Origin of the sequence: Ensifer sp. LBL, from assembly GCF_050435225.1 — a bacterium.
Classification (GTDB): Bacteria; Pseudomonadota; Alphaproteobacteria; order Rhizobiales; family Rhizobiaceae; genus Ensifer.
This window is the reverse complement of record NZ_JBNDJY010000010.1, coordinates 136,854-160,572: the sequence shown is the minus strand read 5'-3', so window position 1 is coordinate 160,572 and position 23,719 is coordinate 136,854. Positions and strand designations below refer to the sequence as shown.

Below are 23,719 nucleotides of genomic sequence, written 5' to 3'. Positions count from 1 at the left end.
GTCGAGCGGACGCTGGAGCTGGAAAACGGCCTGATCCTGTCGCCGACGATCGGCGCCGATGTCGGCTTTGCGTCGCTCGATGGCGAAGGCCTGTTTGGCCGGGTCTCGGCCGGGCTTGCCCTTTCCAACAACGACAACTGGGACCTCGACTTCTCGCTGTTGTTCAACATCGAGGGCGATGGTTCGCAAGCCGCCGGCGCCAAAGTCGGCGCCCGCGTCCGGTTCTGACGCCCACGATACGGCGGTATCGCGTTGCGCTCGACGCGATACCGATGGATGGGTGGCGCTTGGGCGATACGTCTGTTGCGATCGACCGAACTTCGATTGACCGGCGGCTCACCGGCGACCATTGGCTCCATGCTATGCGCGTGCCCGTTTGGGTTTGCCGGGTAAACGTCTCGCCATGGTCAAGCTTCGCCTGCGCCTGAATGAAGGCCGCAGAAAGCGGGCCGAAGGGCTTCAGATGCCGGATTTGAGCTTGCCGCTGATGTAACGGAACTCCTGCGTCTTGCCGCCATAACCATAGGCGGCGGCCGAAACCTCGTGGACGAGAACGTAGCTCTCGTGGTGCACCCGCCCGAGCAGCTGTTCAAAGCGCCCGAAGATGGCTTCGAGATAGGCAGCCATTTCCTGCTTGGTGTTGGTGCCGTCGACGACCTTGATGTCCAGCCAGAAGCTGTTGGTATCCTGCTCGGCAAGCGACTTTCCGCCGGCGAACCAATGTTCCGGGTCCGCATAGGTGACGACGATGGCTGTGATCGTCGGATCCTTGCGCAGGTGGGCAGCCGTCAGTTCGCTGACTGAAGCGGCAATCCGCGACGAGAGTGCCGGATCCGGCTTGCCGCTGACGGTGACGTTGATGATGGGCATTGGCTGGTTCCTTTCGGGTTTCCCATTTCTTGTGTGAGCCCAATCTGCCATGTCCCTATCTTCGGAAAAATCGAATTGTTTGGCATTATAAATTCGACTAAATTGAAGTAATGCAAACCTTCGATCCTGACCTGCTTCGCACCTTTCTTGCTTTCGCCGAGAGCGGGTCTCTCGCGAATGCGGCTGCGGCCGTGGGGCGGACACCTTCGGCGGTGACCGCCCAGATGCAGCGCCTTGAAACGATGATCGGCGAACCGCTGCTTGCACCCTCAGGCAGAGGGCGGATTCTGACTCCGGCCGGAGAGGAACTGGTCGTTCATGCGCGCCGGATCCTCGAGGTTCACCGGGACGCGTGGCTGAGCCTCAAGGGCGCCAGCACCGACGGCCGCCTGGCGCTCGGCTGCACCCAGGATTTTGCCGACAGCAACCTGCCGGATCTCCTACGTCGCTTCGGGCGCACCCATCCGCGTGTGCGGCTGGACTTGAGGGTCGGCCGGTCCCGCGAACTGACATCGGCCTACGATCAGGGGCTGATCGAGGTGCTGATCGTGATGCGGGAAGGGCCGACACCTGACGAGATCACCATTCTGCGCGAACCGATGCTGTGGCTATCGGCATCGGATGTTCCATCCATGGCTGACGGCGAATTGCCGATTGCTGTGCTGGATCCGCCTTGCGGCTTCCGCGCGGCTGCGACGGCGGCCCTCGACGAGGCGGGGCGCCATTATCGCATCGCGGCGACCAGCCCGAGCCTTTCTGGTCTGCGCGCGGCGGTGAGAAGCGGCATCGCCGTCACCGCCCGCACGCCGCGCTTCCTCGGAGAAGGCATAGCGCTTGCACCCCCGGCACTTTCGCTACCGGCATTGCCGAATGCGGATTTCAGCCTGCGGCTGAAAGCAAAGGCCGACAAGCCGGCGTCGAGCCTGGCGGCACTGCTTGCCGAAGGCTTGGCGGTCGGTATCGAGCGGTGGTGAAGACGATCGCCCGGCAAGGCTGCGGCGCGGCCGCGCTGATCTACGGGCACTTCAGATCCGAGCACACAGCGAAAAAGCGAGATGCGAAGCAGCCGCTGCAGCGGAAAATTGTCGACGATGACACTCACATCTGCGCGGTCATACCGCCGTCCACGGTCAAGGTGATGCCGTTGACGAAGCTGGCAGCGGGCGAGGCCAGGAACACAGCGGCCGGCGCGATCTCCTCCGGTCGGCCCCAGCGTTTCAGGGGAATGCGGACATCGACGAAGGCCTGCAGCGCCGGATCGGCGGCAAGGGCCGCATTGGTCTCGGTTGCAAACCAGCCGGGCGCGATCGCATTGACCGTGAGTGTCGCCGACCCAAGCTCCACCGCCAGCGAACGGGTGAGGGCATCGAGACCACCCTTGGCCGCGGTATAGGCGGGGTCGCCCGGCCGCGCCACGGAGGCGGCGATCGAGGTGACGAAAATCAGTCGGGCGGACGAGGACCGGCGAAAATAGGGAAGTGCCGCTCGCGCCATAGCATAGGCGGCCGTCAGGTCCGTGTTGACGAGGGCGGCAAAGGCTGCAGGGTCCATGACGTCGGTCCCACGCCGATCGCGCTCGCCCACGGCATGAATGAGGATGTCGAGTTGGCCGGTCTTGGCCGCGGCCGCCGCGACGATCTCTTCCGCATCCGTCGAAACGTCGCCGACGACAAGGTCGAGTGCGATGCCTTCGGCGGCGGCCTCGTGGCGCGCCAGATCGAGGGCCGCTTCATTACGGCCGTTGATCGTAACGATCGCGCCGGCCCGCGCGAGCGCCTTTGCCATTTCAAGGCCGAGACCGCGGCCGCCGCCCGTTACCAATGCCGTCATTCCGCTGAGGTCGAACATGTCGGTCTCCGATGCTTTCCGCCGATTCCGGGGTGAGGCTACACCAAATCCGGGCAGGAGAGCTTTAGCGCCTGCCGTTGCCGCCGCCAATGGCGCAAGCCCGCCGGACCGCAGACCAGTCTGGAGCGGTTACCGTAAGGCGCTTGCGCTGCACGGCCCGGCTGTCTAGTCCGACGATTGCAATCGCGCTCGATCCGAGGGCGCAGGTATAGAGAGGTAACAAGATGACAGTGTCCAACGCCGTGCGCCGGTCGGCTGAAGCCGGTCTGAAACGGGACGACCTGATCGTCTCCACCCTTTCTTCTAGCGGCAGGGATGGGATATCCCGCCGCAACAGGATTGCATTTTCATGTTTCTACTCGAACAAGCCGCCTATCCGGCTGCTCAATCCCTCCTAAAGGACCTTTCCTCCACGCACGTGGCCATCGCTGCCGTACTCGACGGCATCATAGAAGGTGAAGTCTGGGTCGATCGTCCGGTAGAGCCGCGCGTTGCGCTGCTCGCCAATGGCGATGCCTACTATCTCGCGGGCGTGCCGGACGAGGCGGCCGACAGCTTTGCCGAGCTGAAGGAACTGATCCCCGACTGGGCCTATTTCTTCGTCGAAGACCGCTGGTCCGATCGTCTGGGCGATATCTGGTCCAATGGCTTCGCCCGCCCGCATCCGCGCGTCAGGATGGGCTTGCCGGGAGTAAGGCATGGCCTCACGGCGACGGCGTTGCCTGACGGCTTCCGCCTCGTGCAGATCGACCAGTCCCTGCTCGATCTGGGACCCGGCGATATCGAGACCGTGACCTATCTCATGGAAGGCTGGGCCTCCCCCGAAGTCTTCCTGGAGAACGCCATCGGCTTCTGCGTCCTTCACGACGGATCCATCGTCAGCCATTGCGCAACCGACAGCGTCAGCGGCACCCGTTGCGAAGTGGGTGTCGGGACCGAGCCTGCGTATCGGCGCCTGGGGCTCGGCAAGGCGGCAGCGGCTGCGACGATTGCCGAGTGCGTCAAGCGAGGTCGACCCGATATCGAATGGCACACGCACGCCTCCAACAAGGGATCGATGGCGATTGCCAGGGGCATCGGCCTCATCGAACGCGACCGGCATGTCGCCTATAGCGGCAACTTGCCGGCGGAGAACGTCGGCGATCTCGATCTCGATACTTGCCGGGAATGGGGGCTGCATCTGGAGCGGGCAAGCGATCACATCAACTGGTATCGCTTCCACGCAACCGGAGCCTGGACGCTTGCCGGCGACCGCACCCGGGCGCTTGCCAATCTTCGCCAGCTTGTCGATGGCGGTTGGGAGGGCGAGGCCGAGTGGCTCGAGGGCTACTGGGCCGTGCAATCGCTCGTCGACGATCCCGAATTCAAGGCGATCGTGGCGAAGCAGCGCGCGGTAAACGAAGCCTAGCCATAACAGGCCGGCCGCGCCCTTGGGGCGCGGCCGGTCTTTCGTAGGGGCCGTGTCGGCCGGCCATCCATGCGTCACTTCATCGTATAGACGTCGATGGTGAAGTACTTGTCGTTGATCTTCTTGTAGGTCCCGTCGGCACGGATTTCGTCCAGCGCCTTGTTCAGCCGTTCGCGAAGGTCGTTGTCCTCCTGGCGCACGGCAATGCCGACGCCTTCACCGACGAATTTCTTGTCGGTGATCGGTTCGCCGATCAGTTCGCAGCATGCCTTTCCGTCGGCATTCTTCGTCACCCAGTCGAGCAGCGGCAGCATGTCGCCCACCTGCAGGTCGAGGCGGCCGTTGACCATGTCGAGGTTGGCCTCGTCCTGGGTCGGATAAAGCTTGATCTCCGCGTCGGGATAGGTGGCGGTGATGTATTCGGCCTGGGTCGTGCCCGACTGCGCGCCGATCACCTTGCCCTTGAGCGCTTCATTGGTGAACTCAGTGATGCCGGCGCCCTTCGGGGCGGCATGGGTCATGGCGGCCAGGTAGTAGGGGTTGGTGAAGGCGACCTGCTTCTTGCGTTCTTCGGTGATGAACATCGAGGCGATGATCAGGTCGTATTTCTTGGCGACCAGACCCGGAATGATGCCGTCCCAGTCCTGGGCAACGACTTCGCATTCGACCTTCATGCGCTCGCAAAGCGCAAGTCCGATATCGACGTCGAAGCCGCCGATCTTGCCGGCGGGATCGATGAAGTTGAAGGGTGGGTAGGCGCCCTCCGTGCCGATCTTGATCTTCTCGGCGGCCTGGGCCGTGACCGCCGTTGTCGCCATGATGGCGAGCACTGCTGCTGCAATCCGCTTCTTCATTCGCGTTCCCCTGTTGTGCATCATTCTTGATGCTTCCAGGGAAGACTAAGTCGCGCTCGCCTATAAGCGAAATAGATAGGCGCGATAATCGCTATTGTTTTCGTTGATTGCCATGGCCCGCCCGGTCACTTGTAGCGACCGTGGCGCTGCAGTACCTCGACCTTGTAACCGTCCGGATCGACCAGGAAGAAGAAGCGCGCAAGCAGGGCGCCGTCGCGGTTGAAATCGACGATCTTGCCCGGGTTAAGGCCAGCGTCCGTCAACCGCTGGTGCTCGGCACCGAGGTCGTCGACCGACAGCGCCAGATGGCCATAGCCGTCACCGAGCGCATAGGGCTCGGTCCGGTCCTTGTTGACCGTCAGCTCCAGCTCGAATTCGCCTTCCTCGTTGCTGAGATAGATCAGCACAAAAGTTTCGAACTCCAGCCGTTCGGCGACTTCGAGCCCGAAGGCCACACGATAGAAATCGATCGATCGCTTCTCGTCGAGAACACGGATCATCGAATGGATCGCTTTGGCCACGGGCATCTCCTTCACGCTTTGACCTCGGCGGCGTAGCAGAGTGTCGCCGATGATGGAACCCCGCCGGGGTGGAGGTCAGGCTTTTGCCTTTCGCTTCTTCAACTGCTGTTCGCGGAAGAAGATGAAGAGGCCCGAGGCGACGATTAGTGCCGCGCCGACGAGCACGGTCGGACGTGGTGTGTCGCCGAAGAAGAACCAGCCGAAGACGACGGCCCAGAAGAGCAGCGTATATTGCAGCGGGACGACGGTGGCGGCATCGGCGAGCTTGAGCGACCGATTGACAAGGATATGCGCGAGCATCGCGACGATGCCGAGTGCCCCGAGCTGCAGCAGCGCCTCGCCATCGACGGGTGCCCAGCCCGAAGGATTGGCGGCAACGCCGACGAGCGAGAAGATGAGCGCGCCGACGATCTGCCAGAAGACCAGCGTGGTGTCAGGCGTGGAGCGAAGCGTGCGACCGAGCATGAGCGCAAAGGCGAAGGCGGTGCTGCCGGCAAGCGCAATCAGGGCCGGGAGGCCGAGGCTTTCCTTGGAGGGTTCGAGCGCGATCAAGACGCCGGCAAAGCCGATGAGGATCGCCGTCCAGCGCCGCCAGCCGACCTTCTCGCCAAGCAGGAACGGCGAGGCTGCAGCGACATAGATCGGCGCTGCCAGCCAGTAGGTCATGGTATCGGCAAGCGGCATGTAGGCGACCGCGAAATAAAAGGCCGAGGCGTCGATGGCAAAGAGCAGCGAGCGAAGGGCCTGGAGGCCGGGACGTTCGACCTGGAACATCGAGCGCAGGCCGCGCCTGAGAATGAAGGGCGACAGGAACAGAAGGGCCGCAACGCTTCGGATCACCATCAGCTGGCTGACGGAGTAGGTCGCGACCAGCCACTTGCCCATGACGTCGTTCAGCGAAAACATCAGCATGCCGAGCAGCATGATGAGAACCCCGGTCCGGGCGGCGTTCGGGGCGGTTATGGGGGCGGTCATCACGGTCATGTCGGGGCTCTCGATAAGTTGCGCACGCCATGCCACATTCGGTGCGGCCGATCCATCGCCGTGTGCATATGGAACCATAAGTTTTGCGAATGAATCGGCGCCGGCGCCCAGGAGCGGTAGCAGAACCAAGGCAGAGCTTGGTAACAACCGTTTTGTGATCCTTTGTCAAAGCGCGAAGCGGCCCCCTTGACGTTCCGCCCGACACTGCTAATTAGTCAATCGTTCCCGCCGTCCAGACATCGGATCGCGGGTCGAACACTGGTGCCGGGCCCCTCTGGCGAGAGTTTTTACGGCGCTCTCGTGATGTCGGTACCGCCAGCAAATTAGCCGGCGGATTAGCTCTCATGAAAACTGATCTCATGCCTCACGCATGTGCCCCTTCGGCCGTGCGCATTTCTGTTTTGAAACCCCATCTTTTCACCGAATCCGGCGTCGTCCGCGCGAAGGAGGCACGTCGATGAACCAGCCTCAATCGCATTCGAGCGCGCTCGGCTATTTCACCTGGGCCTTCATCGTCACGGGCGTCGGCCTCCTGCTCGGCGCGTGGCTCGGCTGGCAGTCGACCGGCACCATCGGTGGCATGGCCTCCGTCTTCTTCATCTGCACCGTGCTTGCGGTGCTCGAAATCTCCCTGTCCTTCGATAACGCGATCGTCAATGCCAACAAGCTCAAGGACATGACGCCCGAGTGGCAGCATCGCTTCCTGACCTGGGGCATTCTCATCGCCGTCTTCGGCATGCGTATCGTCTTCCCGCTCCTGATCGTCGTTATCGCAGCGAAGATCGGTCCGATCGAAGCGATCGTTCTGGCGGCAAGCAAGCCCGAAGAATACGCGCGCATCATGAACGACGCGCATCTGCCGATCGCGGCTTTCGGCGGCACCTTCCTGATGATGGTCGGCCTCAGCTACTTCTTCGACCATGAGAAGGACGTGCACTGGATCAAGTGGGTCGAAACCAAGATGGCGCGTTTTGCTACCATCAAGGGCGTCGAGATCGCGTTTGTCCTCGCGCTCATCCTCGGCTTCTCGACGCTGCTTAAGCCGGAAGACGTTCACACCTTCGTCTATTCGGCGATCTATGGCCTCCTGACCTTCCTCGTGGTCGAAGTGGTCGGTGGCCTGCTCGATGCGCAGCAGGAAACCATGAGCGCTGCAGCAAAGGGCGGCTTCGGTGCCTTCCTTTATCTCGAAGTTCTCGATGCCAGCTTCTCGTTCGACGGCGTTATCGGCGCCTTCGCGCTGACGCAGAACCTCTTCATCATCGCGATCGGCCTCGGCATCGGTGCCATGTATGTGCGCTCGATGACGATCATGCTCGTCGAAAAGGGTACGCTCAGCGAATATCGCTACCTGGAACACGGCGCGTTCTACGCGATCCTGATCCTCTCGGTGGTCATGTACTTCCAGACGCTCGTCCACATTCCGGAAGTCATCACCGGCCTCGGTGGCGCTGCGCTCATCGGCATCTCGCTCTGGTCGTCGATCAGCTACAACAAGCGGGAACGCCAGGAAGAGCTTGCTGGCGCGCACCAGGAAGAGCGGGCTCGCGCAGAAGCCTAAGCGGCGGACGCTCTTTTCAAATCGGAAACGGCCCGGCGGAAACGCCGGGCCGTTTTTCTTCGGCTCGGTTCGACCGTGCCGCGTTGTCAAATCACGCAGCACACCGGATAAGGAACGGATGCTGGCTGACGATCTGAAGAGTGTACTTGAGGAGCTATACAGGGCAGGCGCACATCGCGTGCCGGCCGAAGATATCGATTGGCCACAAGACCTGCATGCGGCGGTTTTCCGTGCGCTCAACATGCAGTACATGGTCCGCCGGCAGGACGACGCCGGTCATGTCGAGTTCTCGCTGACGCGAGCCGGTTACGCGGCGATCGATGCGGAGGTTCCCTGGTCGCAGATTCTTCGGATGCGATTGCGGGATTTCCTAGCCTTCCGAAAATCTCGCTGATACCCCCAGATGCAAAGCGGCCCGGTGGTCTCTCGACCCCGAGCCGTTCTTCATCCTTGGGAGGATAAGGCGCCCCTGAGGGCGCTGGAATTGTTAGCCGCGGCGCGTATCCGGGAAGTTCGCGGGGTCGATGCCCAGCGTGCGCAGGTCGCTTGCCTTCGGGCGGCGGTGACCTTCGACAGCGGCGGCGGCAGCGCTAGCAGCGCCGAGAACTGCGAATGCACGACCGATGAAACCCTTGTGATAAGTTGTGGTAGCCATCTTCTTGCTCGCTTTCGTTTTCTCTCTTATGAGCAAAAAATGGGGTTTGGTCGGTCTTTTTGCAATGCACAATCGGACACGCCAGCTATGCAATGGAAGCAGGCCCGGTCGGTTTTCAAACCGGCCGGGCCTTCGGATAGGCCTTGGGAGGAGGCGCTAATTCGATCAGGTCCGGGAGGGTTTCCGGACCTGATTGTTATAGGGGCTTAGTCTTCGTTGGCGGCGAGCTGCGAAAGGACTTCGCCGCGGCCACGGGCCCGAAGGATCAGCGGTACGATCAGTGCGGCAGCCGCGATGATCAGGAGGCCGGCGGCGATCGGTGAGGTGAACAGCACCGAGATGTCACCCTGGCTGATCGCGAGGGCACGACGGAGCTGTTGCTCGGCCAGCGGCCCAAGGATCAAGCCGACGACGACTGGAGCGATCGGATAGCCGAAGACGCGCATCGCGTAGCCAAGCAGGCCGAAGGCGAGCAGCATGCCGAGTTCGTAGACCGACGGGTTGGCGCCGATGGTGCCGAGCGTCGCGAACAAGAGGATGCCGGCATAGAGCCACGGCTTCGGGATCGTCAGCAGCTTCACCCAGAGCCCGATCAGCGGCAGGTTCAGGACCAGCAGCATGAAGTTCGCGATGAGCAGGCTGGCGATCAGGCCCCAGACGAGCTGCGGGTTGGTCGCAAACAGCAGCGGGCCAGGTTGAAGGCCATATTGCTGGAAGCCGGCGAGCATGATCGCGGCCGTTGCGGTGGTCGGCAGGCCGAGCGTCAGCAGCGGCACGAGCGTGCCGGCAGCCGAGGCGTTGTTGGCCGCTTCGGGGCCTGCGACGCCTTCGATTGCGCCATTGCCGAACTCTTCGGGATGCTTTGCCAGTTTCTTTTCCGCCGCATAGGACAGGAAGGTGCCGATCTCGGCGCCGCCGGCCGGCATCGCGCCGATCGGGAAGCCGATGAACGTGCCGCGAAGCCAGGGCTTCCACGAACGCGCCCAATCGAGCTTGCTCATCCAGACCGAGCCACGCACGGCCTCGACCTTGTCCGGTCCCTTTTCGCCTTGCGCGGCGATAAACAGCGTCTCGCCGATCGCGAACATGGCAACGGCAAGGGTGGTAACCTCGATGCCGTCGAGCAGTTCGGGAACGCCGAAGGAGAGGCGCGCCTGGCCGGTCAGCTGGTCGATGCCGACGACGGACAGCGCCAGGCCGACGAAGAGGGCCGTCAGGCCGCGAAGCGTGCTGTCGCCGAATGCCGAGGATACGGTGACGAAGGCAAGGACCATCAGCGCGAAGTACTCGCGCGGACCGAAGACCAGGGCCAGCTTGACGATGTAGGGTGCGATGAAGGCGAGGCCCAGCGTCGCGATCAGGCCGGCAACGAACGAGCCGATGGCGGCGGTGGCAAGGGCCGGTCCACCGCGTCCGGCGCGCGCCATCTTGTTGCCTTCGAGCGCGGTGACGATCGAGGCGCTTTCGCCCGGTGTGTTGAGCAGGATCGAGGTGGTCGAGCCGCCATACATGCCGCCATAATAGATGCCGGCGAACATGATCAGCGATCCGGCGGGATCGAGCTGATAGGTAACGGGCAGAAGAAGTGCCACGGTCAGCGCCGGGCCGATGCCGGGAAGAACGCCGACGGCGGTCCCGAGCGTCACGCCGATAAGGGCGTAGAGCAGGTTCATCGGCTGGGCAGCAACCCACAATCCCTGGATCAGGAAGTCAAAAGTAGCCATGGTCGACGGCCCTCTTAGAAGAACAGGTGTTCAAGCGGCCCTGCGGGCAGCGACAACTGCAGAAGCTTGGCGAAAATCACCCACACGACGAAACAGAGCGCGATGCCGACTGGCAGGGAGAACCAGAGCTTGCGCTTGCCAAAGCCGCGCGCGGTGAGCGCAAAGAGAATGCCGGTGGCGATCGAGAAGCCTGCGACCTTCAGGAGCAGCATCTGTGCTGCAAGGCCCGCCACGATCCAGATGACCGGTGCGACTTCCTGGCGCTCGCGCTCTGGAAAATCGTTGCGAAACGCAGCGAAGATCGTCCAGACAGCGAGGGCTGCGAGACAGCAGGCAATCGCATAGGGGACCGTCGTCGGTCCGACCTGGGAGTAACCGGCAGCGCCCGTCAGGCGCGACACGTCCCAGAAGATTAGGCCAGCGATAGCGGCGAGAACCGCCGCGATGAAGAGCGCCGCCCGATCCGGGCGACGCGTTGAAGTTGAAGGGTTATGCCCCGTGGTCATTTCACCAGTCCAATGTCCTTGAGAACACCTTCGGTGGCCGCAACATCCTTGTCGAGCTGGGCGCTGAAGGCGTCACCGGCGAGGTAGCTGTCCTGCCAGCCCTTGGTCTTCAGCACTTCCTGCCAGCCAGCGGACTTCGCAAGCTTTTCGATGTCGGCGGAGACGGCTGCCTTCTGCTCGTCGGAGAGGCCCGGAGCTGCTGCGACCATGCGCCAGTTTTCGACGACCACGTCGAGACCGGATTCCTTCAGCGTCGGGGCATCAATGCCGGCGACACGCTCGGGACCGGACACGGCGAGCAGGCGAAGCGTGCCGGCCTTGACCTGCGACTCGAATTCACCGTAGCCCGAAATGCCAGCCGTTACCTGGCTGCCGAGGATTGCGGCCAGTGCTTCACCGCCGCCCGAATAGGCGATGTAGTTGATCTTGGTCGGGTCGACGCCGGCCGCCTTGGCGATCAGGCCAACGGCGATGTGGTCGGTACCGCCGGCCGAACCGCCAGCCCAGGAAACCGCGCCAGGATCTTTCTTCAGGGCTTCGACGAGGTCGCCCATCGTCTTGATGTCGGACGAAGCCGGAACGACGATTGCTTCGTATTCGCCGGTCAGGCGAGCGATCGGGGTGACGTCCTTGAGGGTGACCGGCGACTTGTTGGTGAGGATCGCGCCGACCATGACGTAGCCGCCGACGATCAGGGCGTTGGCATTGCCCTTCTGCTGGCTGGCGAACTGGGCAAGGCCGATCGTGCCGCCGGCGCCCGGTACGTTCTGGACCTGAACGTTGCCGGAAATGCCTTCCTGCTGCAGCACCGTCTGAAGCGAACGGGCCGTCTGGTCCCAGCCGCCGCCCGGGTTTGCCGGAGCAATGATCGTGTAGTCAGCGGCAACCGCCGGGAGCGACATGGCGCCGGCGAGAATCGTTGCGAGGAAAATATGTTTCAAGGTCAGTCCTCCGTGAGGCGCGTTTTCACCGCGCACGTTGTTGCTGTGTGCGAACGGGAAGACAGCGACGGGCTCTTTCGACCCTTATCGCTTGACCGGATTGGTGGCTTCCTCCCAGTACGCAACCGGCGGCCCGCCTCCACGGGTGCCAGTGACCTTAAGGCACCATAGAAAGCTGACATTTAGCTGACATCAAGTCCCGAATGCGAAAATCCTGCCGCATCGTTTACGGAATTTTAGGCTCTCGCATGCGCTGACGGGCGATGTTTCCGGTCCTCTTCACCCCAAATGAGCAGGCCCGCAGACCGAATTTCGCGACGGAGCCTCGAATCGCTACTCGGATATTGCCGCCAGCCGGGCCGAGCCTAGGTATGAGGAGGCGACGCCGACAAAGTGACGACAGGTTTGCGCCGGTGCGCCTGATGGCGAGTTCCGGCAAGGATGACGGGAGAGTAAATTCGATGGCGAAAGCGACGACAAAGGCGAAAAACAACGATGTGGCGGAAGAGGCCGTTTCCGCCTCCAGTCAGATCGATGCGAGGATCGCGGAACTTGGCGACTGGCGCGGAGCGACGCTCGCGCAGATCCGCAAGCTGATCAAGGAAGCCGATCCTGACATGGTCGAGGAATGGAAATGGCGGGGTGTTCCGGTCTGGGAACATGCCGGCATCATCTGTACCGGCGAGACTTACAAGGCGGTGGTGAAGATGACCTTTGCCAAGGGGGCAGCGCTTGAGGATCCGGCCGGACTTTTCAACTCCAGCCTGGAAGGCAATACCCGACGCGCCATCGACATCCATGAAGGAGAGGCGATCGACGAAGAGGCTTTGAAGGCATTGGTTTTGGCCGCCGTTGAACTGAACCTTTCCGCGCAGGCCTCACGGCCCGGGCGCCCGCGGAACAAGGTTTAAGGCCGAAGGCTGGCGCGTTTCCGGCTTGGCCAGAGGTGTCGCGCTTCCGTTCACTGCCGTCAATGAAGCCTCAGAACCTCGTTCCATTTGGCAATCAGCCGTGAGCGCTTCACCTGATCGAGATAGACCATCAGGCCCGGGCTTACCGGGACGGGGCGCAACTGGCCGCCAAGCATCTCCTGCATGGTGTTGGCGGTGTTTTCGCCCGCCACTTCGGGGCTGACGGCCGGGATCTGCAGTTCCCGCGCCATGATCGTCTGGCCTTCCTTGGACATGAAGAATTCCAGGTAGCGCCGGCCGAGGTCGGGGGAGGCGGCGGCCTGTGGCACGAGGCCGATACGCGACATCACCACGGTGTAATCTTTCGGCAGAACGATGCCGACATCCGGATGCCGTGCCGCCCAGTCAGCGGCATAAGAACCGAGGATGTTGTAACCGAGCACGAAGCGGCCGTCGGCGACGCGCTCAAGGATTGCTTCGCTGGTCGAGTAGAGCTTGACGCCGGCCGCACCCATGGCCTGGATGACATCCCAGATATCGCCGAACTGTTCCTGGTCGCGCGACATGAAGAGGAAGCCGACGCCGGACCGCTCGATGTCATAGGTTCCGATCCTGCCAAAGACGGCGGCCCCCTGGCGCTTCAGGTAATCGACAAATTCTGCGCGGGTCGAGGGTGGCTTTTCCTTGGTGAAGCTCGGCTTGTGGTAGACGAAGACGGCAGGCTCGAAGGTCAGCGCATAAGCCGTGTTGCGCCAGTTGGCCCAGGCCGGCCAGCGTTCGCTCATCGGCAGGTCGCTGCGCTGGGCGTAACCGTCGTTGCTGAGCTTGACTTGCAGGTCCATGGCGGAAGAAAAGGCGAAGTCCGCCGTCCTCATTCCGGCGTCGGTCTCCTTGATGATGCGGTCGTAGATTTCTCCGGTCAGCATGTCCTCATAGCGCACGGCAACATCCGGATTGGCTCGTTGGAAACCGATGATCATCGGCTTTGCAAGCGGCTCGTCGAGCGATGAATAGACGACCAGCGTGCGCACGTCCGCTTTGCCGGAAAGAGCCGGGAATATGATGGGGGCCGCAAGGAGCAGCTGGGGACAAAGGGCGAAAAAAAGAAAAGAAATCAAGAACCGCATGAATCCACAATGCCTCAGTGTCGCACCGTTCACAAGCAAGGCATCGGCGGATAAGGTGGTCGGGGGAGTGATGATAATTGCGTATCTTGCTTGTTGAGGACAACCAGGACCTGGCTGAGGGCCTGTCGGCGATCTTGCGCGGCAGCGGCTATGCCGTCGATGTCGTCAGTGACGGTGCGTCGGCGCATGCGGTGGCCGCCACCGAAACGTTCGACCTTGTCATTCTCGATCTCAATCTGCCGGAGATGGATGGCCTTGATGTGCTAAGGGCGATGCGTGCCCGCCAGAACCGCGCGGCGGTCTTGATCCTGACGGCAAGGGGGGCGCCCGAAGAGCGGATCAAGGGGCTCGACCTCGGCGCCGACGACTACATGATCAAGCCGTTCGACGTCGGCGAACTCGAAGCGCGCGTGCGCGTGCTCTTGCGCCGGCAAGCGGGGCTTAGGGCCTCGACCGTCAGCTACGGCAATGTGTCGCTCGATCTCAACACGCGCAGCTTCTCGTCCGGCGGCGCGCCGATCGAGATCCCGGCGCGCGAGCTCGGCCTTCTAGAGCTTCTGTTCATGCGTGCCGGCAAGGTGGTCGCCAAGGATGCGATCATGCAGTCGCTGACCGGCTTTGACGATGATCTGAGCCCGAATGCGATCGAGCAATATGTCAGCCGGCTGCGCAAGCGTCTCGCGCCGCACGGGCTGACCGTGCGCACCGCCCGCGGCATCGGTTACTATCTCGACAAGGCGGCCGGGCCGGAATGAGGGCGACGGTCTACTCCCTCCGCCGGCGCCTGCTTGGCTGGCTGTTGATCTCGACGGTGGTGATCGGGGTCATCGCGCTGACGGATACCTATCGGGAGGCCGTGACGACCGCCAACGTCGTTTCCGACCGGGTGCTTGCCGGCTCGGCGCTGGCAATCGCCGAGCGCGTGGTCGTGGCGGAAGACGGGTCGCTCGAAGTCGATATTCCCTATGTCGCCCTGGAAATGCTGACGTCGGCCGCGCAGGACCGTGTGTTCTACCGGGTCGACGGGCCACCCGGCCAGTTCATCACCGGCTACCAGACGCTGCCGTCGCTGGCGGAGGAACCGGGAGCATCGACCACCTTTGCGGATTCGATCTTCCGCGGCGAACCGATCCGCATCGCTGCCCTACGACGCTCCGCCTCGACGGGCATCAATTCCGTGCCCTTCGTGGTCACGGTCGCCGAGACGACGATCGCGCGCCGACATCTGGCGCAGACGATCCTGGTGCGCTCGGCGCTGCGCCTCGGGATGATGATTGCCGGTGCGGCCGTGATCGTCTGGATCGCGGTCACGTTTTCCTTGCGGCCGCTCTACAGGCTGGGTGACGCGATCTCGGAGCGCAGTCCGGACGATCTGCATCCGATCGGCGAGCGGGTTCCAAACGAGGTCCAGGGTCTCGTCGATACCGTCAATTCCTTCATGGGGCGCCTGCAATCGGCGCTCGACGCGCTTCGCAATTTCACCGGCAATGCCAGCCATCAGCTGCGCACGCCGCTCGCCATCATCCGCACGCAGCTCGCGCTTGCGCAACGTGCGGGCTCGATCGAGGAAACGCGAAATGCTGTGAAAAAGGCCGACGAGGCGGTTGCCAATGCCGAGCGCATTCTGGGGCAACTGCTGCTGATGGCGAAGATCGATGCTGCCGGCAAGGACGAGGCGCGCTCGCTCGAGCGCGTCGATCTCATCGAACTCGTGCGGGAGATAACGGCCGAGCACGTGCCGGCGGCAGGGGACGCCGATATCGATCTCGGCTTTGACGGCGAGGGCGAGGCCTTCATTCGCGCCGAGCCGTTGCTGATCGGCGAGCTGCTCAAGAACCTCATCGGCAATGCTTTGCTTTATGCCGGCCGCGGCGCGGAGGTGACGAGCCGTGTCTTTGCGCGGGACGGTTCCGTGTCGCTGGAGGTGGAGGACAACGGACCTGGCATTCGGCCGGAATTGCGCGAGACGGTGCTCAGGCGTTTCGAACGCGGCGGCAGTGATGCGCCCGGTTCCGGGCTCGGCCTGCCGATCGTCGAGGAGATTGCCGAGCTTTACGGCGCCACGACCAGCCTCAGCGAGGGGGGCGACGGTCGCGGTCTCAAGGTGACCATTCGCTTTCCGGAGGGCTAAGCACGAATGGGCTCTATCCGGCGCCGCCAAATGCGAGCCGGTTGAGCGAAAGCCATCTGCGAGCGGTCAGGCGACACGCTCAGATGGTTCAGGCAGTTTTCGTTTTTTGGGTCTTGCTTAGCGGCCGCGGTGGCCGAAGAAGGAAGCTGTCTCGCGGGTCTGTACCCGCAGCATCGCGTTCCAAAGCTGAAGAACGAAACGCGGCTGAAACTGGCTCGCAAGCTTACGCTGCGACAACATGGGAAGTCTCCAATAGTTTTAAACGCCTGGCATATAGTGCATCGCCAAGGTTTTTGCCAGAGCGCGTGCGCCGGGGCAGCCCTGCGCGCCAAGCATATGTGAAAAATGGCTTGAGCCTGCCGATATAGCCTCCTGAACAAAATAAAATGCCGGGATGACTTTCGTCATCCCGGCCAGTTGGCTTCACTGGGAGGAGGGTATTGCTTTTGGGTGTCAGGCCTTCTTGCGGTTCTTCTGTCGATAGACGTCGATGACGACGGCGGCGACGATGATCAGGCCCTTGACGATTTCCTGGTAGTAGGCGTCGACCCGGAGGAAGGTGAAGCCCGAAGTCATGACGCCAAGGATGATGGTGCCGATGACCGTGCCGGTGACCCGGCCGACACCACCCGTCAGCGAGGTGCCGCCGATGACGGTCGCGGCGATCGCGTCGAGTTCGTACATGACGCCCATGCCAGCCTGTGCCGTCTGGGCACGGGCAGCCGTGACGACACCGGCGAGGCCTGCCAGCATGCCGGCAATCGCATAGACCTTGATCAGATGCGCCTCGACGTTGATGCCGGAGACGCGGGCGGCCTGGACGTTGGCGCCGATCGCATAGGTGAACTTGCCGTAGCGGGTGTAGCGCAGTGCGATGTGGAAGATGATCGCGACGACGAGGAAGACGATGACGGGCCAGATGCCGGTGCCAATGAAGTTAAACTGCTCGGTGAGGCCCGAGACCGGTTGGCCCTTGGTATACCACTTGGAGATGCCGCGTGCAGAGACCATCATGCCGAGCGTGGCGATGAAGGGTGGGATCTTGGTGCGGGCGATCAGCTGACCGTTGATAAAGCCGGCGAGCAGGCCGATGCCGACGCCAAGGCCGATCGGGACGATCGCCGGCATGTCGGTGAGCGACGGATAGAGCGCACGCGGCCAGGTGGACGCCTGGGCCACACTTGCCGAGATCATCGCCGTCATGCCGACGACGGAGCCGGAGGAAAGATCGATGCCGCCGGTTATGATGACCTGGGTGACGCCGACGGCGATGATGCCGATCACGGACACCTGCAGGATCATGATCGTCAGGCGCTGCGGGTTCATCAGGAAGCTCTGGCCGACGAAGATCCAGCCAAGGATCTCATAAACCAGCGCGATGCCGATCAGCACCAGGAAGATGTTGAATTCGGGGGGCAGGCGGCGCTTTGCGCCGGCAAGCTGCGTGCTTGCTCCCTGTGCGGCGATGTTGGTGTCCATTTTCATTCCTCCCTTTCGTCAGGTGGCTCTTCGCTCAGCTCGCGGCGAGCTCCATGACCTTGATCTGGGTTGCTTCCGCCCTGTCGAGGAAGCCGGTGACGCGGCCTTCATGCATGACCATGATGCGGTCGCTCATGCCGAGCACTTCGGGCATTTCTGATGAGATCATGATGACCGCGACGCCGTTGCGGGCGAGTTCGGTGACGAGGCGGTGGATTTCCGCCTTGGCGCCGACATCGATGCCGCGTGTCGGTTCGTCGAGGATCAGGATGCGTGGATTGGTGAGCAGCCAGCGGCCGATCAGCACTTTCTGCTGGTTGCCGCCCGACAGGTTCTCGATGCGCTCCTGCAGGTTCGGCGTCTTGACCCTGAGCTTGCGGCTCATCTCTTCGCAGGCAGCCGTGATCTGCTTTTCGGTGACAAACCCGCCTTTGACGAAGCGATCCTGCAGCACGGCGATCTGCATGTTTTCGAGGATATCGAGGATCAGAAGACAGCCGGTATCCTTGCGGTCTTCCGTCAGGAACGCCATGCGGTTCCTGATCGCCGTATTGGGGCTGTCGATCGAAAGCGTCTTGCCGTCGATCGAAATCGTGCCGGAGCTTGCCGGCGTCACGCCGAACAGTGTTTCGGCGACATTCGAGCGGCCGGAGCCGACGAGACCGGCAATGCCGAGGATTTCGCCGGCGCGCACGTCGAAGGAGACGTCGCGGAAGACGCTGTCAAGCGCGAGGTTCTTGACCGACAGCACGACGTCGCCGATCGGCACCTCTTCCTTCGGGAACATCTGTGTGATTTCGCGGCCGACCATCATGCGGATGATGTCGTCGCGGGTAACGTCGCTCGACGCGTGCGTGCCGATGAACTTGCCGTCGCGGAAGACCGAGAACTCGTCGGCGATCTCGAACAGCTCGTTCATCTTGTGGGTGATGTAGACGATGCCGATGCCCTGTTCGCGCAGATCCCGGATGATTTCGAAGAGGTGGGCGACCTCGCGCTCGGTCAGCGCAGACGTCGGCTCGTCCATGATCAGCACGTCGGATTCGTAGGAGACCGCCTTGGCGATCTCGACCATCTGCCGGTTGGCCACCGACAGGTGACGCACTTCGATTTCGGGATCGATCTTGATTTTCAGGCGATCGAAGAGGCGCGCGGTGATGCGGTTCATCTCGCGGTGATCGACGAAGCCGAAGCGGTTCTTCGGCTCGCGGCGGATCCAGATGTTTTCCGCCACGGTCATGAACGGCATCAGGTTCAGTTCCTGATGGATCATGGCGATACCGTTTTCGAGCGCGTCGAGCGGGGACTTCAGCCGGATTTCGGTACCCTTCAGCTTCACGTCGCCCTTGTCGGGCGTGTAGATGCCGGCAAGGATCTTCATCAACGTCGACTTGCCGGCGCCGTTTTCGCCCATCAGTGCGTGGACCGTGCCGCGCTTCAGCTTGAACTCGACATCGTCGAGCGCGACGACACCGGGGAATTCCTTGCGGATCCCTTCCGCAGAAAGAAGATATTCGGCCTTGGGTACCGCGCCGCTGGCGCGCACGGCTGCCATCGTTGTCGGACTGAGCGTCATGTTCCTTGCCTCCCCGTCGTTTCCGGCTGTCGCGGAAAGTCCTCATCGCTGGCGGGTGACCAGCTCATTTTACCGCGTACGGCATCCATTGGACGCAGAGATTTGCGGTCGGACCTGCATTTTTGAAAGAGAGCGCGGGGTTTCCCGCGCTCTCTATTGCGGCGATCAGTTCTTCGCCTGGTACTTGTCGAGGTTTTCCTTGGTCACGAGCTCGAAGGGAATGTAGACCTTCTTGTCGACCGGTTCGCCCTTGGCGAGCTTGAGGGCGGCATCGACCGAGCCCTTGCCCTGGCCGGCGGCGTTCTGGAACACCGTGACGTCGAGGTCGCCTGCGGCCATGGCTGCAAGCGCGTCCTGCGTCGCGTCGATGCCGCCGATGACGACGCTATCCATAGAACGGCCGGCGGCCTTCAGCGCCTGGATCGCGCCGATTGCCATTTCGTCGTTGTTGGAAATGACGGCGTCGAATTCAACACCGGCCGAGAGCCAGTTCGTCAGAAGGTCGGAGCCTTGGGTACGCGACCAGTTGGCGGTCTGCTCCTCGACGATCTCGATGCCCTTGCACTGGTCGGTCGCAAGCACGTCGTGGATGTCCTTGGTGCGCATGCGGGCAGCCTGGTTGGAGAGTTCGCCCATCATCACGACGGCCTTGCCCTTGCCGCCAAGCATCTTGCAGATTTCCTGCGTCTGCAGCGTGCCGGACTCCTGCTCGTTCGACGCCACGAAAGCCTGCTTTTCCGGCAGCGTGTCGACGTTGACCGGTTCGCGGTTGACGTAAACGAGCGCAATGCCGGCGTCCGCCGCGATCTTCGACATGGCAGCCGTCGCATCGGTATCAACCGGGTTGACGATGATGGCGGTGACGCCAGCGGCGATGAAGTTCTGGATCTGGCTCTGCTGCTTGGAGACGTCGTTCTGCGCGTCTTCGATCTGCAGTTCGACGCCATCGAGCGTCTTGGCGTAGTCGGACATGCCGTTACGCAGGACGGTCAGGAAGTTGTCGTCGAAAAGGGCCATGGATACGCCGATGGTCTCGGCATGTGCGGCCGTAGACATCATCACGGCCAGCGCTGTGCTGAGCACGAATTTCTTCATTGTCTTTCTCCTCCACAATGGTGCCCGGCGCCACCTTCTCCTGCCGGGGACGCAATGCCGGATTGCGCTCATTCATCTCGAAAGCGGCACTCCCGCTGCGCTTCGAATAAAACGGAACAAACGAACCAGTAAATTGCGATTACGGAATATGTATTCCATTTTATGCGGACGCCGTCAAGACCCGATGCGGCGCCCGTTGTTGATTTGCCGGCCCAGCGCCGAGATGCTCAGATCTGGCTTTGGATATAGTCTACGCTCCGCTGGACGGCTGACGCCGGATCCGCCAATCCATGGACTTCGGTGGCAAAAGGCTCAAAGGAAAGCGGCCCCGCATAACCGGCCGCCCGCAGGCGCCTTATCTGTCCGACATTGTCGAGCAGGTCGCTTTCATCGACGAGGACACGGTGCGAATCACGCAGATCCGAAACGGCCACGCGTTCATCGGTGACGCCGGAAATATGGATGAGGCCTGTCATCTCGGGATAGATCGCAGGCTCGCCGGCGAGGTGATGGTGAAACGTGTCGTGTACGAGGCGGAACGTTTGCTCGCCGTCGACGGCCTTGATTGCCTCGACAGCTTCCGTCTTCGAGCGTAGCGAGCAGATCTCGAAGCCGAGCGGTTCGACCAGGCCGATGATCCCGGCCTTTTCGAGCACCGGCTTCAGCGCCGACAGTGCCTTGCGAAGATTTGCCTGGCGCTCGCCATCGGCCTGGCCGGTGCCATCGTTGACGGGAACAAGGACAAGGGCCTTGGCGCCGCAGTCGCGCGCATAGGGGATGAGTTCTTCGGCTTCGACCTGACGCGCCCCGTTCCATTCGTTGAAACGTTGAAGGGCATTGATCGAGATGATCGTGATGCTGTGACGGCCGGCGAGTGCGGCGACATCCTTCGCCGGCGTCCCGTCGAGGATTGCGTTGCCGGTCAGATCGTTTCGGATTTCGACAGAGTTCATGCCGAGCGATCTGGCGAGTTCGAAAAATGCGCCAAGCGGCAGGCTCGGCGTCGTCATGTGATTGAGGGCGAAGGGCAGGGCGGTCACGGGAATGTCTCCTCCAGTGGGATGGGTGATGAGTTATAAATGGAACGTTCATTCCATTTATAACCTCGCGGACAATTCACCAACTGTCGGAGCGCAGTCAAAGCGCGCAACGCCCAAACGTCTTGCATCCCTGCAAGATTGCCTTTCGTCAATGATGGTATTCCATCAGCCCGTCGCTAGATATTCTCCGGCGTAAAGAGGTCAAAAGGCAGGAAGGTTTGTCCTGGCGCACCGGTCGGGCCTTTGTCGATCGCTTGGATCATCAGGTTGATCGTTTCGCGGGCGAGCGCGGCTGTCGGTGTCGATATCGCCAGGGTCACGACATCGTCGCCAAGGGCGGCACGGGAATCTGGTGTCAGCTCGTTGACGACCGCAATTAGCTTGCCTTCTAGCTTTTCCTCGCGGATTGCCGAGATCGCGCCTTCCATGCCGCCGCCGCAGACATAAAAGCCAATCAGATCCGGGTGGCGCTGGAGTAGATTGAGTGTCGCTTCATGGGTGATCTCGGCGGTGTCGAGGTTGACCATGGTATCCAGCACTTCGAAATCGGGTGCGTGTTCGCGAAAATAGGAGCGGAAGCCGATCTCACGAAGCTCATGGCCGAGAAAGCGATGGCTGCCGACGAAGGCTGCGACCTTGCCGGGACGTTTTGCCGCCTTGGCGATCATCCACGCGGCTGTGCGGCCGACCTTGTGATTGTTGAGGCCGACATAACCCTCACGGACGCCGGCGGCAAAATCCGAAAGCAGGGAGAATACAGGAATGCCGCGTTCCTTAAGTTCCTCAATCGCGGTGGTCACGGCCGGGTAATCGGGAGCGACAAGCGCGATGGCCTGGTTGCGGGCTGCGGCGGCCCTAAGCTTTTCCGTGATGGCCGATGGCGTGGAATTTGCGACGAAATCGACCTGGGCGAAGACGCGGGCATGCGACAGCGACAGCGCCGCGTTTTCGATTTCCTTCGCCACCGTTTGATAGAAAGCCTGCTCCGGCTTTTGCAGGACGAAGCCAAGTCTGTATTGCGGCAGGTCCTCAAAGACGCGCTGCCGGATCAAGCCCACGGCGTGATAGCCGATTGATTTTGCAGCCTCATAGACCCGGCGCGCGGTCTCCTCACGCACGGGATGGCGCCCGTTGAGTACGCGGTCGACGGTGGCGACGCTGACGCCGGCAGTGCGCGCAAGGTCGGCAATGGTCGGACGGTTGCTCATCGTGGCTCCTGATAGGTTTGTATCACGCGTGAAATGCAGGTTATGACATCATTTGAGAGAATATATCATTGCTGCATTGAGGCCTGGCAAAAGTCAACCTATCGTCATTGCACGACATGAGACGTCGCCGGCCAGATCGGGTCGGACCGCGGGGAGGAGCGCAAATGACGATGATGCCGACGAAGCGAGACTACAGCCTGCTTGGCCGGGATGCCCAGGCGGCGGTCGCCAACGGTCTCTCGGCCGCGGAGTGGTACCACACCGACATTCCGCGCAAGCAGATGAAGGAACTGATGAAGCGCGAGGATGGGCCGGCCATCCGCGACACTGCGATCTGGCTCGGTTGTCTCGTTCTGTTCGGTGCACTCGGCATCACCCTGTGGGGCACCTGGTGGGCCGTCCCGTCCTTCCTTGCCTATGGCGTTCTCTACGGTTCCGCCTCCGATAGCCGCTGGCATGAATGCGGCCATGGCACGGCGTTCAAGACGATGTGGATGAACGATGCCGTCTACCAGATCGCCTGCTTCATGATCATGCGCAATCCGGTCACCTGGCGCTGGAGCCACACGCGCCACCACACGGATACGGTGATCGTCGGCCGGGATCCCGAAATCGCGGTCATGCGGCCGCCGGATCTGCTGCGCCTCGTCCTCAATTTCTTCGGTGTGCTCGACGTCTGGCACGCGATGATCGACATGGTGCGCAACACGTTCGGCATCATCAGCGCCGAGGAAGCGACTTTCATCCCTGAAATGGAGCAGCCGAAGGCGATCCTGGTCGCACGCATCTGGTTTGCGATCTATGCAGCCACCATCGCCGCCTGTTTCTATCTCGGCTCGATCCTGCCGCTGATGCTGATCGGTCTGCCGAGGCTCTACGGTGCCTGGCACCACGTGCTGACCGGGCTGTTGCAGCACGGCGGCTTGGCCGACAACGTGACCGACCATCGGCTGAACAGCCGCACTGTCTACATGAACCCGGTGAGCCGCTTCGTCTATTGGAACATGAATTACCATGTGGAACACCACATGTTCCCGATGGTGCCTTACCACGCGCTGCCGAAGCTGCACGCCATGATCAAGCATGATCTGCCGGAGCCGAACCCGTCGATGCTGCACGGCTACCGAGAAATGATCCCGGCCTTTCTGCGGCAGTTGCGGAACGAAGATTACTTCCTGAAGCGCGAACTGCCGGCGACGGCAAAGCCCTACCGGGAAGAGTTTCACAGCGACGCGATCGTGCACGCCGCCGAATAACCAACGAATGCCAGGAACTGGGAG

Annotated in this window: 25 protein-coding genes; 9 read left to right on the top strand and 16 right to left on the bottom strand. The window is 62.0% G+C overall.

The window, feature by feature from the left end; all coding sequences use genetic code 11:
• Window positions 1–228: hypothetical protein (locus tag OKW20_RS30255; RefSeq protein WP_429177978.1), on the top strand; the 228-nt coding region annotated here is incomplete at its 5' end.
• Between the two features lie 231 nt (window positions 229–459).
• Here the strand turns inward: OKW20_RS30255 and OKW20_RS30250 are convergent.
• A complete protein-coding gene (locus OKW20_RS30250; RefSeq protein WP_043616246.1) occupies window positions 460–870 on the bottom strand; it encodes a tautomerase family protein in 411 nt (136 codons plus the stop codon).
• A gap of 110 nt (window positions 871–980) precedes the next feature.
• Here OKW20_RS30250 and OKW20_RS30245 point away from each other — a divergent pair, with 110 nt between their 5' ends.
• Complete coding sequence (locus OKW20_RS30245) at window positions 981–1,844, top strand: LysR substrate-binding domain-containing protein (RefSeq protein WP_043616243.1); 864 nt, start codon at window positions 981–983, stop codon at window positions 1,842–1,844.
• A gap of 124 nt (window positions 1,845–1,968) precedes the next feature.
• Here OKW20_RS30245 and OKW20_RS30240 read toward each other — a convergent pair whose 3' ends face one another.
• Entirely contained in the window at window positions 1,969–2,718 is a 750-nt protein-coding gene (locus tag OKW20_RS30240) for an SDR family oxidoreductase (RefSeq protein WP_043616240.1), read from the bottom strand.
• A gap of 349 nt (window positions 2,719–3,067) precedes the next feature.
• Between OKW20_RS30240 and OKW20_RS30235 the strand changes: the two genes are divergently transcribed.
• Window positions 3,068–4,126, top strand: coding sequence for a GNAT family N-acetyltransferase (locus tag OKW20_RS30235; protein WP_429178175.1), 1,059 nt, complete (start codon window positions 3,068–3,070; stop codon window positions 4,124–4,126).
• 74 nt (window positions 4,127–4,200) lie between these two features.
• On the opposite strand, the gene OKW20_RS30230 is transcribed toward OKW20_RS30235, so the two are convergent.
• The 3 genes from OKW20_RS30230 to OKW20_RS30220 all read right to left on the bottom strand — a co-directional run bounded on the left by OKW20_RS30230 (window position 4,201) and on the right by OKW20_RS30220 (window position 6,485).
• Entirely contained in the window at window positions 4,201–4,980 is a 780-nt protein-coding gene (locus OKW20_RS30230) for an ABC transporter substrate-binding protein (RefSeq protein WP_429119373.1), read from the bottom strand.
• A 125-nt stretch (window positions 4,981–5,105) separates the two neighbouring features.
• Entirely contained in the window at window positions 5,106–5,501 is a 396-nt protein-coding gene (locus OKW20_RS30225) for a VOC family protein (RefSeq protein ID WP_429119372.1), read from the bottom strand.
• Between the two features lie 75 nt (window positions 5,502–5,576).
• Window positions 5,577–6,485: a DMT family transporter gene (locus OKW20_RS30220; RefSeq protein WP_043616267.1), complete on the bottom strand. Its 909-nt coding sequence runs from the start codon at window positions 6,483–6,485 to the stop codon at window positions 5,577–5,579.
• A gap of 457 nt (window positions 6,486–6,942) precedes the next feature.
• On the opposite strand from OKW20_RS30220, the gene OKW20_RS30215 reads away from it, so the two are divergent.
• Window positions 6,943–8,046 (top strand): DUF475 domain-containing protein, encoded by a 1,104-nt coding sequence (locus OKW20_RS30215; RefSeq protein WP_429178173.1) that lies wholly within the window; start codon window positions 6,943–6,945, stop codon window positions 8,044–8,046.
• A gap of 118 nt (window positions 8,047–8,164) precedes the next feature.
• Window positions 8,165–8,440, top strand: a complete 276-nt coding sequence (locus OKW20_RS30210; RefSeq protein WP_429178171.1) for a hypothetical protein — start codon at window positions 8,165–8,167, stop codon at window positions 8,438–8,440.
• A gap of 93 nt (window positions 8,441–8,533) precedes the next feature.
• Here the strand turns inward: OKW20_RS30210 and OKW20_RS30205 are convergent, their stop codons facing one another.
• The 4 genes from OKW20_RS30205 to OKW20_RS30190 form a co-directional block, all read right to left on the bottom strand.
• Window positions 8,534–8,701 carry a hypothetical protein gene (locus tag OKW20_RS30205; RefSeq protein ID WP_089045897.1) on the bottom strand — a complete coding sequence of 56 codons (168 nt, stop codon included), beginning with the start codon at window positions 8,699–8,701 and terminating at the stop codon, window positions 8,534–8,536.
• Between the two features lie 206 nt (window positions 8,702–8,907).
• On the bottom strand, window positions 8,908–10,425 hold the full coding sequence (locus OKW20_RS30200; RefSeq protein ID WP_043616223.1) for a tripartite tricarboxylate transporter permease: 1,518 nt from the start codon (window positions 10,423–10,425) through the stop codon (window positions 8,908–8,910).
• A 14-nt stretch (window positions 10,426–10,439) separates the two neighbouring features.
• The gene (locus OKW20_RS30195; protein ID WP_043616220.1) at window positions 10,440–10,931 is read right to left on the bottom strand and encodes a tripartite tricarboxylate transporter TctB family protein; all 492 of its coding nucleotides are present in this window, start codon (window positions 10,929–10,931) and stop codon (window positions 10,440–10,442) included.
• The gene (locus OKW20_RS30190; RefSeq protein WP_043616217.1) at window positions 10,928–11,872 is read right to left on the bottom strand and encodes a Bug family tripartite tricarboxylate transporter substrate binding protein; all 945 of its coding nucleotides are present in this window, start codon (window positions 11,870–11,872) and stop codon (window positions 10,928–10,930) included. The genes OKW20_RS30195 and OKW20_RS30190 overlap by 4 nt, the downstream gene beginning before the upstream one ends.
• A gap of 461 nt (window positions 11,873–12,333) precedes the next feature.
• Between OKW20_RS30190 and OKW20_RS30185 the strand changes: the two genes are divergently transcribed.
• Entirely contained in the window at window positions 12,334–12,783 is a 450-nt protein-coding gene (locus OKW20_RS30185; RefSeq protein ID WP_429178186.1) for a DUF1801 domain-containing protein, read from the top strand.
• 59 nt (window positions 12,784–12,842) lie between these two features.
• Here the strand turns inward: OKW20_RS30185 and OKW20_RS30180 are convergent, their stop codons facing one another.
• A complete protein-coding gene (locus OKW20_RS30180; protein WP_429178168.1) occupies window positions 12,843–13,910 on the bottom strand; it encodes an ABC transporter substrate-binding protein in 1,068 nt (355 codons plus the stop codon).
• 77 nt (window positions 13,911–13,987) lie between these two features.
• Here OKW20_RS30180 and OKW20_RS30175 point away from each other — a divergent pair, with 77 nt between their 5' ends.
• Window positions 13,988–14,665 (top strand): response regulator transcription factor, encoded by a 678-nt coding sequence (locus tag OKW20_RS30175; RefSeq protein WP_043616209.1) that lies wholly within the window; start codon window positions 13,988–13,990, stop codon window positions 14,663–14,665.
• Window positions 14,662–16,041, top strand: coding sequence for a sensor histidine kinase (locus tag OKW20_RS30170; protein WP_429178166.1), 1,380 nt, complete (start codon window positions 14,662–14,664; stop codon window positions 16,039–16,041). Before OKW20_RS30175 ends, OKW20_RS30170 begins: the two co-directional genes overlap by 4 nt.
• Before the next feature lie 117 nt (window positions 16,042–16,158).
• Here the strand turns inward: OKW20_RS30170 and OKW20_RS30165 are convergent, their stop codons facing one another.
• The 6 genes from OKW20_RS30165 to OKW20_RS30140 form a co-directional block, all read right to left on the bottom strand.
• The gene (locus tag OKW20_RS30165) at window positions 16,159–16,281 is read right to left on the bottom strand and encodes a hypothetical protein (protein ID WP_255381084.1); all 123 of its coding nucleotides are present in this window, start codon (window positions 16,279–16,281) and stop codon (window positions 16,159–16,161) included.
• Window positions 16,282–16,494: 213 nt separating this feature from the next.
• Window positions 16,495–17,520, bottom strand: coding sequence for an ABC transporter permease (locus OKW20_RS30160; RefSeq protein ID WP_402326851.1), 1,026 nt, complete (start codon window positions 17,518–17,520; stop codon window positions 16,495–16,497).
• A gap of 34 nt (window positions 17,521–17,554) precedes the next feature.
• On the bottom strand, window positions 17,555–19,096 hold the full coding sequence (locus OKW20_RS30155; protein ID WP_429178163.1) for a sugar ABC transporter ATP-binding protein: 1,542 nt from the start codon (window positions 19,094–19,096) through the stop codon (window positions 17,555–17,557).
• Between the two features lie 165 nt (window positions 19,097–19,261).
• Window positions 19,262–20,191 (bottom strand): sugar ABC transporter substrate-binding protein, encoded by a 930-nt coding sequence (locus OKW20_RS30150; RefSeq protein WP_043616196.1) that lies wholly within the window; start codon window positions 20,189–20,191, stop codon window positions 19,262–19,264.
• A 227-nt stretch (window positions 20,192–20,418) separates the two neighbouring features.
• Entirely contained in the window at window positions 20,419–21,231 is an 813-nt protein-coding gene (locus OKW20_RS30145; protein ID WP_429178161.1) for a TIM barrel protein, read from the bottom strand.
• A 176-nt stretch (window positions 21,232–21,407) separates the two neighbouring features.
• The gene (locus tag OKW20_RS30140; protein WP_112772535.1) at window positions 21,408–22,439 is read right to left on the bottom strand and encodes a LacI family DNA-binding transcriptional regulator; all 1,032 of its coding nucleotides are present in this window, start codon (window positions 22,437–22,439) and stop codon (window positions 21,408–21,410) included.
• A gap of 164 nt (window positions 22,440–22,603) precedes the next feature.
• Between OKW20_RS30140 and OKW20_RS30135 the strand changes: the two genes are divergently transcribed.
• Entirely contained in the window at window positions 22,604–23,695 is a 1,092-nt protein-coding gene (locus OKW20_RS30135; RefSeq protein ID WP_429178158.1) for a fatty acid desaturase family protein, read from the top strand.
• Window positions 23,696–23,719 lie beyond the last annotated feature (24 nt).